Genomic DNA, 15,340 nt, shown 5'->3' with positions numbered 1-15,340 from the left:
GTTGTTCAGATCTTCATGGCCTTTCCGATCGTGGCGATCTCGTGCGGCGCCGAGGGGCCGCTGAAGGTCAATGCAAGTTCATCAACACCCGCTGCCTTGTAGCGCTTCGCCAGCGCCAGGCATTCTTCCGCTGTTCCATAAATCGAAAAAGCCACGGCGTAGCGTTCGTCGAGAATGTCGGCAGGATCCCGGCCGCTGTTGATATCGCTCGCCGCCGCCGCAAAATCGTCCTCGCTGATATCGGTTCCAAGAAGAAGCGCGTCCTTTGCGGACGGCACCTTCTGCCCCAGCGCCCAGAACCGGGGGACCATCTCGCCGACGATGCGCTTGGCGTCCCTGAAAGCCTCGAGGGATGAAGAGTTCACGATGCAGGGCATGTATTGAATGACGCTGCCTGCAGTGCCGCTTGCAGTGTGGGGACGGACCGAATGCATTAATTCCGCGGAGCGCCCGGCATATCCGGCGGAGCACATGTTGGAAACCAATAACCCGTCGGCGGCTTCACCGGCCAATTTTATCGTCAGATTGCCGCGGCCGGCCAAAAAAATCGGGATCCCCGGCCGGGGCTTGTAGTCGAGCTTGACCTTCTTGGCGGAGAATCTTGGGCCGACATGATTGACCTCTTCGCCGTTGAGCAGCCCGCGCAAGATGATCAAGGCGTCGCGAAGCGCAGGAACGGGCTTTTCGGCGTCGATCCCCATTTTGGTGGAAGCGCCAATAATGCCGGCGCCGATACTGATGCTGGCCCGGCCATTGGACAATTCGTCCAGCGCGCCGATTTCCATCGCCATCATCGTCGGATGGCGATTGAACGGATTGAAAACGCCGGCGTGAATGTGAATCCGGCTGGTCGCAACGGCGCAGGCGGCCGCCGCCGGCCAGATACCTCTTGCAAAGGCGTTTTCCGCAAACCAGACGCCTGAAAGTCCGGCCTTGTCGGCCGCAACCGCGAGCTCCACGCATTCATGTGGTGGGATTGAGCCGTCCAGCCGCAGGCCGATTTTTGGAAGGTCGCTTGTCACGATTGCTCATTCATCTTGGGGTTATGGTTCGATGCCTTGGCCTGCTGGATCAGTCTCCAGATCTGCGGCGGCGACAGGGGCAGGTCCCGCGGTTCGACCGACATCGACCGCAGCGCAGCCGCTATCGCATTTCCAATTACGCCGCCGACCGCGATCAGGCCACCCTCGCCGGCGCCCTTCGCGCCAAGAGGATTGTTCGGGCAGGGGCGAAGGCCGAGCGAAATGCCGCGAATATTGGGGAAGTCGGTCGCGGTTGGCAAAAGATAGTCGGCAAGCGAGCCGGTCAACAACTGTCCATTCTCGTCATATTGCAAATGTTCGAGAAAGGTGCTGCCCAGTCCCTGGACGATGGCGCCGAGAATCTGGCCGTGGAGCGTCGCCGGGTTGATGATGCGGCCGACATCGTCCACCGTCATGTAATCGAGCAGCTCGACATGCCCGGTGCCGGGATCGACCGCAACGTGAGCCGTATGGCTCCCATAGCTGTAGGTCAGCTTGCGGTTCTCGAACTGCCGTTCGACCTCCGATCCGGCAAAGGCGGAGAATTCCATCGATTTCGTCCCGTAGTACACATACCCGTCCGAAACCGAGACCTGGTCGGGCTCGCAGCCGAAATGGCTTGCGCCCTTATCGCGCAGCAGGGCAACCAGCGCTTCGGCCGCCAGCAGAATGGCAGACCCTCCCATCACGGTCGAGCGCGAATGGAATGATCCGAAACCCTGCGTGACCAACGTCGTCGATCCATGCAGCAGCCGTATTCGTTCGATCGGCATCGAAAGCGCGTCGGCGGCGATCTGACTCAAGATGGTCTGAAGCCCTTGCCCTAAAGCCGTCGAGCCGACCGCGACGGTGACAGTTCCGCCCTTCTCGATTGTCATCCGGGCGTTTTCGAACCTGCCGCCGGCGCCGCCCTCGACGAAATTGCCGACGGCGATGCCGTGATAGCGTCCATCGATCAATTGGCCTTGAAGCTTCTTCTTTTCTTCCCAGCCGAATTCCTTGAGGCATCGCTCCATGACGACACCATAGGCGCCGTTGTCGAGTTCGGTCTGCCATGTGCGATCGAGACCGGCCATGGTCGCGAGCGGGCGCGGCAGCTGATCCTCCGGGATCAGATTCTTCAGACGAAATTCCGCAGGGTCAATGCCGAGATCATTGGCCGCCATGTCCAGCAGCCGTTCGCAAAAGAAGCTCGCCTCATAGCGGCCCGGACCGCGATAGGTCCCGGTCGGTGTCTTGCTGGTCAGGTAGGAAAAGGCATCGATGGCAATATTCGGGATCAGATACGGTCCCGAAACGAATTGCACCACGTTACGCGGCGTGGTGAAGCCGTTGGTTCGCACATAGGCGCCGAGATCGATATCGATGCGGCCCCTGACGCCGACCAGGGTGCCATCCTTGCGGCAGGCAATTTCCAGGTCCGCATACATCTCGCGGGCATGGTTCATCGCCATCAGATGTTCACGCCGGTCTTCGACCCATCGGACGTTTCCGCCGACATAGCGCGCGGCGAATGGAATCAGAAAATCCTCGGGATAGAATTCGCCCCGTGCGCCGAAGCCGCCGCCAACATCGACCTCGATCAAATCGACCTGTGACGGTTGCAATCGCAGCATTTCGGCGACGACGTTCCGGTTGAAGAACGGCACCTTGGTTGCGCCGCTGACCACCATCCGTTGCAGTTCGGGATTCCATTCGGCCAGCAGGCCGCGCGTTTCCATCGGCGAGGCGGTATGCCGATGAACGCTGAACTTTTCCTTCCGTTTGTATTCCGCCGTCGCGAAGGCCATGTCGGCATCGCCCATCCGGGCGTAAAAGGTCGTCGCCAGATTGGTGACGGTGTTTTCAAACAGCAGCGTCTGGTCACGCGCGGCGATCTCGTGGGTCGCAACCGCGGGAAGTTCGTCGATTTCCAGTTCAATGAGCTCGGCGGCATCCTCCGCGATGCATTGTTCCGAAGCAATAACGACGGCGACCGGCTCGCCGACATAGCGAACCTTTTCACCCGCGATCACGGGCTGCCGATAGGGCTCTCCTTCCGGCTTGCCATGCTGTCGAACCGGAATGATGGGAACCTCGCCGATTTCGGCCGCGGTAATGACGGCTGCCACGCCCTGCAACGATCTGGCCGCCGCAGTCCCGATCTTCCGGATTCGCCCATGGGAAATCGGACTTCGCAGGATCACGGCATAGAGCAGGTTGTCCGGCTTGAGATCGCCGACAAACGTGCCGGCGCCCGCGAGCAGACGCAGATCCTCGATTCTGTCGAGCGGGCTGCCGATATAGGCGTTTGATCTCGTCATGCGGCGGATCCGCGGGAATAACTTGCGCGCGCCTCCATGACGGCTTCCACGATCTGAACGTAGCCGGTGCAGCGGCAGATATTGCCGGACAGGACATCGCGGATGCGCTCCTCGTCGGCGTCCGGTTCTTCCCTCAGAAGGGCATGCATGGTCGTCAGGATGCCCGGCGTGCAGAAGCCGCATTGAACCGCGTGGTGCTTGCGGAACGAGGCTTGCAGCGCCGAAAACTCGCCCTTGTTAGCCAAGCCTTCGACGGTCGTGATCTCGGAGCCCGCCGCCTGAACCGCCAGCATCAGGCAGGAACGGACGGCAAGGCCGTCAATGATGACAGTGCATGCGCCGCAGACGCCGTGCTCGCAGCCGACATGCGTTCCGGTGAGACGCGCGACATCGCGCAAGGCGTCGGCGAGCGTGATGCGGGAGGATACGTTCAGCGTCTTCCTGGCGCCGTTTATCGTGACTGTAATCGGTGCCGAGGTCATGGGCTGGTCCGTTGCGCGGCTTCCACCAGCGCGCGATTGACAAGGGTTGCGAGCAGCGCCCGACGATAGTCGGAATCGGCGTGGATATCGGCTCTGACATCGACGTTCCGAACGCCGTGCGCGGCGGCTTCTTCAAAAATCCGCGAGCCCGCGCGGTTGCCCAGCAGGAATTTTTCCGCCTCGCCCAGCCGCAACGGCGTATCGGCGATGCCGAACGCGCCGATATGGGGCGAACAGATGTTTTGATCCTTGTCCTGGTCGAAGAAGACGATGGCGCCGGCCATGGCAAAGTCTCCCCTGCGGCGCGAGAATTCCTGAAAGCCGAAGCTCCGCGCTTTCGGCCAGGGCGGAAAGTGCAGGGAAACGATCACTTCATTCGGCTCGAGCGCGGTGATCAGAGGAAAGAGGAAGAATTCTTCCGCCGGCAGCGATCGCCGGCCGTTCGGCCCGGCAATAGCGATCGTCGCGCCGCATGCGACGGCAAGCGCCGGCAGTTCGGAGGCGGGGTCGCCATGCGCCAGGCTGCCGCCCACCGTTCCCCGATTTCGTATCGCGTAATGGGCGATGTGCTTTACCGCCATCGAGAGCAGGGGCTGGACGGTTGGCAAACGAACATCGTGCTCAATATCGCGCCAGCGCACCCTTGAGCCGAGTTCGACGCCGCGATCGGTAACGGTGATGCGATCGAGACCGGGAACGAATTTGAGATCGATCAGGATGCTGCACGATGCCAGCCGAAACGCCAGCATCGGCATCAGGCTTTGGCCGCCGCTCAACAGCTTGGCGTCCGCGCCGTGCTGTTCCAGAAGCGCGATGGCTTCGTCGAGCGATTGCGGCGTCAGATACCTGAGTGGGGGAAACTTCACGTCAAGCGCATTCCCGGTCTTGCGGCATGGATTTTTCAGTCACACCATCGTTCCGATAATCAGAACGATGTTTCGATCCAACATGACACCGCGAAATTCGGGTGTCAATTTTCCTTCCTGGTTGACACAGCACGCGGCGCGGACCAATTTAATGAAACGTCGTTCCTATTATCAGAACACTAGATATCGAGGGGGTTTACGGTGATGCTGGCGAATGTTCCGCGGCTGAAGGCGTTGATGCGGAAGGACGGGTTCGACGCCGTCATCGCGACCTGCGCGGAGAACGTGACATATCTCAGCGGCTTTTGGGCGATGTCGCAATGGGTCCGGCGCGGTCCGCAGGCCTATGTGTTGTTCCCAGGCGACAGCCATCAGCCCTGCATCATCGTGAACTCGGGTTTGCTGGATCTGGTCCCGGACCAGATGCCGTGGGTCAGCGACATCCGCAGATACGGCTACTTCCAGATCGATACCGACAAGTCCGCCCAGCTCGATGCCGCCGACGAGCTTCAGCATCGGCTGTTCAGCAGCAAGGCCTATAAGGATTCGGTCGACGCGCTGGTCAGCGCGATGAAAGAGCGCGGCATCGAGCGCGGAACGGTCGGCATCGACGAAATGGGCATCACGCCCCAGTGCATGGAGCAGCTGACCGCCGCGTTTCCGGACATCAAGTTCGTGCGGTGTTTTTCGCTGTTCGAGCGGGTTCGTTCGATCAAGACGCCCCAGGAGATCGAAATACTGAAGCGCGCCGCCCGGGTGACCGAGGGCGCCATCGACGCCGCCCTGTCGATCGCGAAGGAGGGCGTTACCGAGCGGGAGATGTTGCGGAAGTTCAACGCCCATCTCGCCGAGAATGACGCCGCTCCGGTCGTCGGCTGTATCGGATTCGGCAATCGCAGCGCGATGATCAACGTGCAGCCGTCGGACCGGAAGTTGAAGAAGGGCGATCTGATCCGCTTCGACGTCGGCGGCCGCTACCGCCATTATCGTTCCGACATGTCGCGCGGCGCGGCGCTGGGCGATCCGGGAGAGAAGATCAGGAAATACTACGCCGCGGTCGAAAAGGGCGTGCTGCGCGGTTACGACATCATCAAGCCGGGCTTGAAGGTCGCCGATCTGTTCCAGGAAATCGTCGCCACGGTCCAGCGGGAAGGCATTCCGCATTTCGCGCGCAGCCATGTCGGACACGGCATCGGTGTCGATGGATACGATCCGCCGAACATCGCCGCGAGCTCGGTCGATGTTCTCGAGGAAGACATGGTGATCTGCGTCGAAACCCCCTATTACGAGCTTGGCTTCGCAGGATTGCAGGTCGAGGACATGGTCAGGGTCACGAAGGATGGCGCCGAGTCGCTGATGTCCCTGCCCACGGGGTTGAGAATCCTCTAGAACATCGCACCGATTTACGGCCGTCCGGATCGAATTGAAGGAGTACCCAAGCCATGAAGTTCTCGATTTGCCTTTCCACCGGATATGAAGGCCTTGCCTATCCCGTGAATTTCTGCGCGCCGCAGGATCTGGTGCGTCAGTCGCAGCTCGCCGAGAAGCTGGGCTATGACTCGGTGTGGGGCAACGACCACATTACGCCGCCGAACTATGTGCGCGAGCACTTCAAGGATTCGCCGAATTTCTACGACGTCCTGATCACGCTGGCGATGATTGCGCAGGCGACCACAAAGCTTCGGGTCGGCACCGCGCTCCTGGTCATGCCGAACCGGGAGCCGGTCTATTTGACCAAGCAAATCGCGACGATCGATCAGATGTCCGGCGGACGGTTCATGATGGCGGTCGGCCTTGGCGCATATCGGGAGGAATTCGAGTCCTGGGTCGGCGATCGGTACCCGCATCCCCATCGCGGCGACATGATGGAAGAGGGGCTCCAGATATTCCACAAGCTGACGACCGAAAAGGTGTCGTCCTTCAGCGGGAAATATTATTCGTACCGGAACATCGAGATGTTTCCGAAGCCGAAGCAGAGCCCGTTTCCGCTCTATATCGGCGGCCACAATCTCAAGGCGGTCGAGCGGGCCGCTGAGATCGGACAGGGCTGGCTTCCCGGCTGGCGGCCGTTCCACGAGGTAGCCGAGCGGATCCAGGCGCTGCACAAGCATGCGGAGGCGGTCGGACGCGATCCGAAGGAAATCGAGATCGCGCCCCAATTCTCCCTGCTGGTCGGGAAAACGCAGGAAGCGGCCGAACAGACCTATATGAAGAGCGGTCTCGTCGCCCATCGCGTGTCGCTGGCGCATACCGGCCGCGATCCGGCCTATCAGGTCACTGCGAACCTCGTCGGATCGCCGCAATCGATCATTGACAAGATCTATCAGCTGAAGGCGATGGGCGTCGATCACTGTGCCGCGATGGCGGTCGCCGTCAATACGCAGGACGAACTGCTCGAGCAGATGCACTGGTTCGCCGAAGAGGTCATGCCGCATATCAAGTGAGCCTGCCATCCGGCATGGTTCAAGCGGTGGGGGCTGGGCCCCGACCGCGGTGCAATGATCATGGTTCTCATAAAAGGGGGCTAGCCGTTCTGCAGTTCGATACCATTCTCCGCGAAGTCGAGACGCCGGCGCTTGTCGTCGATTTGGCGGCGCTCCGGCGCAACATCGAGAAGATGGCCGCGATGGCCAGGCGATCAGGTGTGAGCCTGCGGCCGCACGCCAAGACCCACAAATCGGTCGAGATCGCGCGGTTGCAGATCGAGGCAGGGGCGCTCGGCATCGCATGCGCGACAGTCGCCGAGGCGGAAATGCTCGCCGCAGCCGGCCTGGCGAATTTGCTGCTGACCGCGCCGGTCGTCGATCCCGCCAAGTTCGCGCGGTTGGCGGCTCTCCATCGCAAGAGCCCGCTCACCATCGCCATCGATCACATCGAACAGGTTCGTGCCGCCGCCAATGCGGTTGCTGCGGGCGACCCGCCTCTTGCGATGGTCGTGGATACCGATGTCGGGCAAGCCCGTACCGGGGTGACCGGCATTGCGGAGGGGGTAGCCCTGGCTCGCGCCATAGCGTCACATCCCCAACTTCGGTTCGCCGGCATTCAGGGTTTTGCGGGCAACGCTCAGCATATTCCCGAACCGCTGGCCCGGCGAGCAGCGGCCGAAAAGGCCGCGCTGATACTCAGGAATTTCGCCGCGGCCCTGGCGGAAATAAACCTCCGCCCTGCGATCATCACGGGAAGCGGAACGGGAACGCATGTTCAGGACAGCGCCGGTCCCTACAGCGAGCTTCAGGTGGGGTCTTATGTTTTCATGGATGCCGACTATTCGCGCATTGTCGATGAGACCGGCGCGGGTCCGCCGTTTGAACCGAGCCTGTTCGTGATGGCGACCGTTGTTTCAGTAAACCGGGTCAATGAGGTTACGGTTGATGCGGGAACCAAGGCCCTGGCAACGAACGGGCCTGTGCCGTGCAAAATCCTCGGCGCGGCCGATGGCGCGATCTATCGCTTCGCCGGTGACGAGCACGGGATTCTGACATTTCCCGAGGGAGCCGCGCAGCCCCGGCTCGGTCAGAGGGTGTTGCTGGGCGCGAGCCATTGCGACCCGACCGTCAATCTGCACGCATTCTATCACGTCGTCGAAGGGGCGCAGATGTGGACCTGGCCGATTGGTGCGCGTTACGGATCGCGCACGCATCGATGATAGCGATGGTGTTTCGAGCGAGGCGGCTTCCGGTTCGCGTGAAGATAACGCGTCAAAACAAAAGAGGTGAGCCCGGTTCTGATTGAATCAGAACCGGGCTCTAGCTTATTGCTTCGGGATTTTCGCGGCCTTGATCGCGGCTTCCCATCGGGGCCGTTCGGCTTTCAGGAAGTCCGCCAGCTCTTCGGGCGTACCGCCAACGGGATCCGAGCCAAGCGCTTTTATCTTTTCAGCGACGTCGGGGAGATGCACGATCCGGTCGCATTCGCGTCCGATCAGATGGATGATATTGTCTGGCGTTTTCGCCGGCGCCACCAGCGCGTTCCAGGGACTGAGCTCGTAGCCTTTGAGCACCGTGTTGATCGGGGGAACGTTGGGAAGGATGTCGACGGGATCCTTGGTCGAGACGCCAAGCGCGATCAACTGACCGGACTCGATGAACGGCAGGATGGGGCCCAGATTATCGATGGTGAATCCGACGCGACCGGCGACCAGATCTGTTACCGATTGCGAGGTGCCCTTATACGGCACCGCGGTCGTATCCAATCCCGCCATTTCCGCAAACAGTGCGCCGGACAGGTGGCTGGTGGTGCCGATTCCGGCCGTGGCGTATTGGATCATTCCCGGATTGGCTTTGATCTTGTCGATCAGTTGCTGAATGGTTTTCACGCCCAGCGATGGATGGACGACGAGTACGTTCGGAACGCGCGCGGGCAGGCAAACCGGCGTGAAGGCGGTGTCGGGATCGTATCCCAGGCTGTCGAAGATGAATTGATTGACGACGAACGAAGCCGGCGCATTCAGGAGCAGCCGGTACCCGTCGGGGTCGCTGGTGGCGACATATTCCGCGCCGATATTCGTGCCGGCTCCGGGCTTATCAACGACGATCACCGGCTGCTTGAGCGAATTCTGCATCTGATCGGCAATAACCCTCGCGATGGTGTCGGTGTTTCCGCCCGCGGTAAACGGGACAACAATCTGAATGGGACGATCGGGATAATCACCTGCGCGAAGCGGCGATACGGCGCCAAGCAACGCGAATGATATCGCAATCATCCTGCTCGCGTGCTGCACTCGCCCGCCGAACGAACGTGACGAGCGTCTCTCAAACAACGACATCTTTGGCCTCTCTCAAACCCGCATTGTGGTGCGATTGAACGTAGCCTCAACAGAGCAAATCACGGGCCAACCGAAAGGGTTAGTCGTCATGGCCGCGCGCTGTGCCGATTATCGGCACAGCGTTCTAATTAATGCTGACATTGCAGGCGAGGGGTGTCAATGCAGGCGCGGTTTCGTCATCGTGTCGGATGGTCGCGGCACCGACGATGTCGGGATCGTTTTGCAAATTTATGCGGCAGCGCGGCGCGGATTTAGGCGCAAGGCGCCTCACCTGAAAAGTGGAGGTGATGCTCGAAAGGTGGAAGTGATCCTGGCAAACGCCGCCAGACCTACAGAAGCGCAAACAGCGGAATCCGGCGCTCCTGGCGCCGTTATAAGATCCTGACGGCGTGTTTGGCCGCGGCTGCGCCTACCGCGCTTTGCGGCCCGGCTTGTAAGGGGCTTCGCGCCGGCGTATGGGCGCTCCCAGTTTCAGGGAGGTATTCTGCGCGGCTTGATACACGTGATCGGCGATTTTCGCGCGATCGTCCGGTTTCATCAGGGCCGCAGGAACGGCGCCGCTGATAACGGCAATAGCGGTTCCGCTGAAATCACGGACAACGGTTCCGGCTGAAAAGAAGCCGTACCGGTTCTCTTCTTCGCTGATCGCCACGCCGGTGCGGCGAATGGTTTCGATCTCCTTGAGCAATTGGGGCACGGAGATCTGCGTTCTCGGTGTCAGCCGCGGCAAGGGGCGCGCAGTCAGGATGGACTTGATCCTGGCATCGTCCATCTCGGCCAGCAGCGCTTTGCCCATTGCGGTCGAATGCAGATAGGTCTGGGAACCCGGCCGGTGCGTCACCGCGACAGGGCCTTCGCTCTGCACCGTGGCGAGGTACACCACCATATTGTCGCGGAGGACGCCGAGAAATCCGGTGATATGCAGGCTTGCCAGGTGATAGAGCTCGGGCATGGCGGCCGAATAGAGGTTGTTCTGCTCGACGAAGGCGCTGCCTACGCGAAACGCCCGGTGGCCGATCTTGTAACGTCCGTTGCTCTCGCTTTGCTCGAGAAAACCGGCCTTGGTAAGCGTATTGATGAGCCTCTGAACGTTGCTCGGAGCGACGTCGATGCGCCGCGCGATATCGCGCACGCCGAGCGGTTCGGCGGAGTCGGCGAGCAGGTTGAGCAACTCGATGGCGCGCGTAACCGATTGATTTTCTCCGCTGCCTACGGCAATTCGGCCCACGGGCGTCTCCTGGGTTAGGGCGGCAAGGGCGCCAACCTCGACTTGACAGTTTGAGGCGGAAAGGTTCTCTTCGAAACCGATTAATTGGAACGATGTGCCGATATTTGGCACGTGATGGCGGTCCTGTCAAACGGCGAGGGCGGCCTGCGGGAGTTTGCATGGCAAAGGTCGTGGGGCTTCGATGTCTGCGCTGCAGCTCCCGCTTTGGCGTGCGGGATTACGTCGGCGATTGCCCCAAATGCCGGGATGACGCGCCGAGCAATCTGGTCGTCGCGTATGATGACGGCGCGCCGTTCCGGCCCCGGTCCAAGCCCTCGGGCGCTGATCGCGGACTTTGGCGCTATGGAGACATCCTGCCTGTCGCCAGCCATGAGGCTGTCAGCCTGGGCGAGGGCGGCACGCCGCTGCATCATCTTTCTTCGTTCGGCGAATCTCTCGGACTTGACGCAGTGTTCGGCAAGGACGAGACGCGTAGCCCGACGTGGTCGTTCAAGGATCGGCTGGCCTGCATCGCGGTTTCCACCGCGAAGAAGATGGGGGCGCCGGCCGTCGTGTCCAGTTCGACCGGAAATGCCGGGGCCGCCGTCGCCGCCTATGCGGCCAAAGCCAACCTTCCATGCATTATCTTTACGGCCAGCGGGGCGGTCGGCCCGTTGCTGACGCAGATGCGTGTTTACGGGGCGACGGTGGTTTCGCTGCCGCGGAAAGAACAGCGCTGGCCGCTGATGCGCCATGCGGTGGACCGTTTAGGCTGGTTTCCGACTTCGCCGTTTTTCGGCCCGGTGGTGGGCAGCAATCCCTATGGTCTCGAAGGCTACAAGACGCTCGCTTACGAAATCGTGGAGGCGCTGAACTGGCGGGTTCCGGATTGCTGCGTGCTGCCGGTTTGCTATGGCGATGCGTTGATCGGGATGTGGCGCGGTTTTGAGGAAATGCTTGCCCTTGGCTGGATTGACCGGATGCCCCGGATGATGGCCGCGGAAATTTACGGTTCGCTCGGGGCGGCGTTACGCAGCGGTGGCGACGCGCTGCCGGACATGCCGATGACGCATGACACGCTCGCCAAATCGACGACCGCAACGCGCAGCACATTCCAGGCGTTATATGTCCTGAAAAAGTCGGGCGGAGCCGCGGTTACGGTCAGCAATGAGGCGATCCTGGAATACCAGCAGAAGTTGGCGCGGCTGGAGGGACTTTACGTCGAGCCGGCTTCCGCGGGCGCAGTCGCTGCCGTGGCACAGTTGAAGGCAGCAGGTCTCATTGGTGCGAATGAAACCGTGGTTGCGTTGCTGACCGCCTCGGGGTTGAAGGATCCGCAGGCAACGGCTGCGGCGCAGGGTGAACTGCGGACCGAGGACGGCGACGTAAACCAGATATTTTCCCGTTTACGTGAGGCCGTGCCGGCCGCGTTCGCGGTTTGAACTGGAAGCTTGATCGGGCGGCGCACATGACCGAAGGATACCGGCAGCAAGTCGCCGGAATTGAATGGTAAACGAGTATCGCGAGATGGTGGAATTCTTTCCGGAAAACGACGCCGTGCAGCACGTGCTGCGCGAGATCGACGAACTGCCCATCGACGATTTGATGGAGCGTAGTTGTGCGCTCCGGACCGAGGGCCACGGAAGCCTGGTCTCGTTCTCTCCAAAAGTCTTTATTCCGCTGACGCGTCTGTGCCGCGACGTTTGCGGGTATTGCACCTTCGCCCATCCGCCGCGCCAGGGAGAGCCGGCTTTCCTGACGATCGACGAGGTTCTGGCGATCGCGCGCGCGGGCGCCGCTGCGGGATGCACGGAAGCGCTGTTTACACTTGGCGAGTTGCCGGAGCAGCGCTACCGCGTCGTGCGCGAAGAGCTCGATCGTCTGGGCTATGCCAGTACGATCGACTATCTGGCGGAAGCCTGCAGACAGGTGCTTGCCGAGACCGGGCTGTTGCCGCACGTCAATCCCGGCATTCTGTCGCCAGATGAAATGGCGAAGTTGCGGCAGGTCAGTGTTTCCCAGGGGATCATGCTGGAGAGCACCTCGATGCGCCTCCTGCAGAAGGGCGGCCCGCATTACGGCTCCGTGGGCAAGGTGCCGGAAACACGGGTTGCGATGCTTGCGGAGGCCGGGCGGCTTGCGATTCCGTTCACGACCGGCATTCTGATCGGGATCGGCGAGACACGCGAGGACCGTATCGAATCCCTGCTGGTCATCAAGGCGCTGCATGAGCGGTTTGGTCATATCCAGGAAGTCATCGTCCAGAATTTCCAGCCCAAGGCCGGAACGCGGATGGCCAATGTGCCGGGCGCCTCGTTCGATGACCTGTTGTGGACTGCCGCGGCCGCGCGGCTGATCCTCGGGCCGGCGATGAGCATCCAGGTGCCGCCAAATCTGAGTTACGAGCGCTTTCCCGAATTGCTGAACGCCGGCATCAACGACTGGGGCGGCGTTTCGCCGGTCACGCCGGACCACGTCAATCCCGAAGCGGCGTGGCCTGCGCTCGACACGTTGCGCGATGCCACGGCGCATGCGGGACTTACCCTGTTGCCGCGGCTGCCGCTATATCCACGCTATCTGCGCGACATGACGCGGTGGACGGATCCGGCGCTCAGCACGCCGTTGCTGCGCGCCAGCGACGCGGAGGGATGGGCGCGCGCCGACCGCTGGTCGCCGGGGCTGCCCTGCGCGCCGGCGATGCCGGCGCCGGCCGCCCTGCGCAATGTCGATTCCGGCATTGAGCGCTTGCTTGCGCGCGCGGCTTCCAGTGTACGGCTTTCCCATGGCGATATTGCGCGGCTGTTTTCCGCACGGGACGGAGATTTTCAGGCCGTCGTCGAGACGGCGGATACGCTGCGTGCTAATACCAGCGGCGACATCGTGCGCTATGTCGTCAACCGCAACATCAACTACACCAATATCTGCGCCTATCGCTGCACGTTCTGCGCCTTCTCCAAGGGCAAGGGCGCCGACCATCTGCGCGGCAAGCCCTATGACGTCGACCATGAAGAAATTGCGCGGCGCGCGGCGGAAGCCTGGGAGCGCGGGGCAACCGAAGTGTGCATGCAGGGCGGGATTCATCCGCGCTATAATGGACAAACCTATCTCGATTTGCTGGCGGCGGCGAAATCCGGCGCACCGGGAATTCACGTCCATGCTTTCTCGCCGCTCGAGGTTTCCCACGGCGCCGCGACGCTTGGCATCCCGGTTGAACGTTTCCTGCGGATGCTGAGGGACGCCGGTCTCGGTTCGCTGCCGGGAACCGCGGCCGAAATCCTCGATGATGACGCGCGCGCCATCCTGTGCCCCGACAAGCTCAGCGCCGCCGAATGGCTGCATGTGATAGCTGCCGCGCATGACGCCGGATTGCGGACGACATCGACCATCATGTTCGGCCATATCGATACGCCGCAGCAATGGGCCACGCATCTGCTCAGCCTGCGCGACCTTCAAGAACAGACTGGCGGCTTCACGGAATTTGTCCCGCTGCCGTTCGTCCATATGGAGGCGCCGCTCTATTTCCGCGGCCGCGCCCGCAAGGGCCCGACGTTTCGCGAGACCGTGCTGATGCATGCCGTGGCGCGTCTTGCGCTGCATCCGCTCATCACCAACATCCAGGTCTCCTGGGTGAAGTTGGGTCCGGAAGGCATCAAGGCCTGCCTTGCGGCCGGTGCCAACGATCTTGGCGGGACCCTGATGAACGAAAGCATTTCGCGCGCGGCGGGCACCGAGCATGGTCAGGAATTTGCGCCCGAGGCGATGGATGACATTATCCGGACGTGCGGCCGGACGCCAATGCAGCGCACGCCGCTCTACAACGCCGCCGCGCCGGATCGCGTTGCTGTCTCCTATGGCGCGCCGCCCTTGCAGCCGATGATCGTGGGCGAAATCAACACCCGAGCGGCGGCGAGCGCGGCGGCGCTTTCAACCTGAATAAGAAGGAATTTTCTGAATGAGCGGACCCGAAACGATAGCCGTGCTTGGCGGCACCGGAAGCGAGGGCGGCGGACTGGCCTTGCGGTTCGCGCATGCGGGTTATTCCGTCGTGATCGGTTCGCGTGATGCCGTTCGCGCGGCTGAAGCGGCCGATAAGATCAACGGGCGGATCGGCCATTCGCGCGTGCGGGGGGCTGATAACGCACAGGCCGTCGCTGAAGCCGGGATCGTGCTGTTGACCGTTCCCTTTGCGGGGCAGGTCAAGACCGTCGAAGCGTTGCGGGACGCCTTGCAGGGCAAGATCCTGATCGACGCCACCGTTCCGCTGGTGCCGCCGAAAGTCAGCCGGGTGCAACTCCCGGAAGGCGGATCGGCGGTCGCGAAGTTGCAGGCCTTGCTTGGCGATGGCGTGCGCGTGGTGTCGGCGTTTCAGAACGTCTCGGCCCATCATCTCGCCGATCTCGGTCATGACGTCGATTGCGATGTGCTGGTGTGTGGCAATGATGGCGCCGCCTGCGAAAAGATCATCGAATTGGTGGAAGCCATCGGGTTGCGGGGAATCTATGCCGGAACGATCGACAATTCGGCGGCGGCGGAAGCGCTGACATCGCTGCTGATCGCGATCAATCGGCGCTACAAGGTTCCCGGCAGCGGAATCCGGATCACCGGTTTGCCGGTCAAGGAAAAAGCCTGAACTGTCCTTCTTTGGCACGCTGCCTGTCGTTTGCCTGAAGGGGCGCCAAGGCGTGGTGTTCTTGA

The 15,340-nt window shown here is 61.6% G+C and carries 12 protein-coding genes; 6 read left to right on the top strand and 6 right to left on the bottom strand.

Annotated features, from left to right (window positions below; translation table 11 throughout):
- Positions 1–5: 5 nt before the first annotated feature.
- The 4 genes from HB630_RS08840 to HB630_RS08825 are packed head-to-tail and all read right to left on the bottom strand — an operon-like array spanning position 6 to position 4,673.
- Positions 6–1,022 (bottom strand): LLM class flavin-dependent oxidoreductase, encoded by a 1,017-nt coding sequence (locus HB630_RS08840; RefSeq protein ID WP_213771817.1) that lies wholly within the window; start codon positions 1,020–1,022, stop codon positions 6–8.
- Positions 1,019–3,325, bottom strand: coding sequence for a xanthine dehydrogenase family protein molybdopterin-binding subunit (locus tag HB630_RS08835; RefSeq protein WP_213771815.1), 2,307 nt, complete (start codon positions 3,323–3,325; stop codon positions 1,019–1,021). The genes HB630_RS08840 and HB630_RS08835 overlap by 4 nt, the downstream gene beginning before the upstream one ends.
- Entirely contained in the window at positions 3,322–3,807 is a 486-nt protein-coding gene (locus tag HB630_RS08830; RefSeq protein WP_213771814.1) for a (2Fe-2S)-binding protein, read from the bottom strand. Before HB630_RS08830 ends, HB630_RS08835 begins: the two co-directional genes overlap by 4 nt.
- Positions 3,804–4,673 (bottom strand): xanthine dehydrogenase family protein subunit M, encoded by an 870-nt coding sequence (locus HB630_RS08825; RefSeq protein ID WP_346656053.1) that lies wholly within the window; start codon positions 4,671–4,673, stop codon positions 3,804–3,806. Before HB630_RS08825 ends, HB630_RS08830 begins: the two co-directional genes overlap by 4 nt.
- A 204-nt stretch (positions 4,674–4,877) precedes the next feature.
- Here HB630_RS08825 and HB630_RS08820 point away from each other — a divergent pair, with 204 nt between their 5' ends.
- The 3 genes from HB630_RS08820 to HB630_RS08810 are packed head-to-tail and all read left to right on the top strand — an operon-like array spanning position 4,878 to position 8,319.
- Positions 4,878–6,062 (top strand): Xaa-Pro peptidase family protein, encoded by a 1,185-nt coding sequence (locus tag HB630_RS08820; RefSeq protein WP_249780732.1) that lies wholly within the window; start codon positions 4,878–4,880, stop codon positions 6,060–6,062.
- A 53-nt stretch (positions 6,063–6,115) separates the two neighbouring features.
- Positions 6,116–7,117: an LLM class flavin-dependent oxidoreductase gene (locus tag HB630_RS08815; RefSeq protein ID WP_213771813.1), complete on the top strand. Its 1,002-nt coding sequence runs from the start codon at positions 6,116–6,118 to the stop codon at positions 7,115–7,117.
- 14 nt (positions 7,118–7,131) lie between these two features.
- Positions 7,132–8,319, top strand: a complete 1,188-nt coding sequence (locus HB630_RS08810) for an alanine racemase (RefSeq protein ID WP_276571595.1) — start codon at positions 7,132–7,134, stop codon at positions 8,317–8,319.
- A 105-nt stretch (positions 8,320–8,424) separates the two neighbouring features.
- On the opposite strand, the gene HB630_RS08805 is transcribed toward HB630_RS08810, so the two are convergent.
- A complete protein-coding gene (locus tag HB630_RS08805) occupies positions 8,425–9,375 on the bottom strand; it encodes a tripartite tricarboxylate transporter substrate binding protein (protein WP_213771809.1) in 951 nt (316 codons plus the stop codon).
- Between the two features lie 472 nt (positions 9,376–9,847).
- The gene (locus HB630_RS28755; protein WP_213771807.1) at positions 9,848–10,777 is read right to left on the bottom strand and encodes an IclR family transcriptional regulator; all 930 of its coding nucleotides are present in this window, start codon (positions 10,775–10,777) and stop codon (positions 9,848–9,850) included.
- 47 nt (positions 10,778–10,824) lie between these two features.
- On the opposite strand from HB630_RS28755, the gene HB630_RS08795 reads away from it, so the two are divergent.
- From HB630_RS08795 to npdG, 3 genes are all read left to right on the top strand, one after another.
- The gene (locus tag HB630_RS08795) at positions 10,825–12,087 is read left to right on the top strand and encodes a pyridoxal-phosphate dependent enzyme (protein ID WP_213771805.1); all 1,263 of its coding nucleotides are present in this window, start codon (positions 10,825–10,827) and stop codon (positions 12,085–12,087) included.
- Between the two features lie 64 nt (positions 12,088–12,151).
- Positions 12,152–14,578, top strand: a complete 2,427-nt coding sequence (gene cofH / locus HB630_RS08790) for a 5-amino-6-(D-ribitylamino)uracil--L-tyrosine 4-hydroxyphenyl transferase CofH (protein ID WP_213771803.1) — start codon at positions 12,152–12,154, stop codon at positions 14,576–14,578.
- Positions 14,579–14,597: 19 nt separating this feature from the next.
- Complete coding sequence (gene npdG, locus HB630_RS08785) at positions 14,598–15,275, top strand: NADPH-dependent F420 reductase (RefSeq protein WP_213771800.1); 678 nt, start codon at positions 14,598–14,600, stop codon at positions 15,273–15,275.
- Positions 15,276–15,340 lie beyond the last annotated feature (65 nt).

The sequence above is a fragment of the Bradyrhizobium sp. dw_78 genome (genome assembly GCF_018449525.1).
Classification (GTDB): Bacteria; Pseudomonadota; Alphaproteobacteria; order Rhizobiales; family Xanthobacteraceae; genus Bradyrhizobium.
The sequence above is the reverse complement of the archived record's forward strand: the minus strand, read 5'-3'. Positions and strand labels throughout refer to the sequence as shown.

Bases quoted from the DNA above. Each gene is read 5' to 3' on its own strand.
- HB630_RS08835 (WP_213771815.1), bottom strand. From the start codon at position 3,325: ATGACGAGATCAAACGCCTATATCGGCAGCCCGCTCGACAGAATCGAG.
- HB630_RS08830 (WP_213771814.1), bottom strand. From the start codon at position 3,807: ATGACCTCGGCACCGATTACAGTCACGATAAACGGCGCCAGGAAGACG.
- HB630_RS08820 (WP_249780732.1), top strand. From the start codon at position 4,878: ATGCTGGCGAATGTTCCGCGGCTGAAGGCGTTGATGCGGAAGGACGGG.
- HB630_RS08815 (WP_213771813.1), top strand. From the start codon at position 6,116: ATGAAGTTCTCGATTTGCCTTTCCACCGGATATGAAGGCCTTGCCTAT.
- HB630_RS08810 (WP_276571595.1), top strand. From the start codon at position 7,132: ATGGTTCAAGCGGTGGGGGCTGGGCCCCGACCGCGGTGCAATGATCAT.
- HB630_RS08805 (WP_213771809.1), bottom strand. From the start codon at position 9,375: ATGATTGCGATATCATTCGCGTTGCTTGGCGCCGTATCGCCGCTTCGC.
- HB630_RS08795 (WP_213771805.1), top strand. From the start codon at position 10,825: ATGGCAAAGGTCGTGGGGCTTCGATGTCTGCGCTGCAGCTCCCGCTTT.
- cofH (WP_213771803.1), top strand. From the start codon at position 12,152: ATGGTAAACGAGTATCGCGAGATGGTGGAATTCTTTCCGGAAAACGAC.
- npdG (WP_213771800.1), top strand. From the start codon at position 14,598: ATGAGCGGACCCGAAACGATAGCCGTGCTTGGCGGCACCGGAAGCGAG.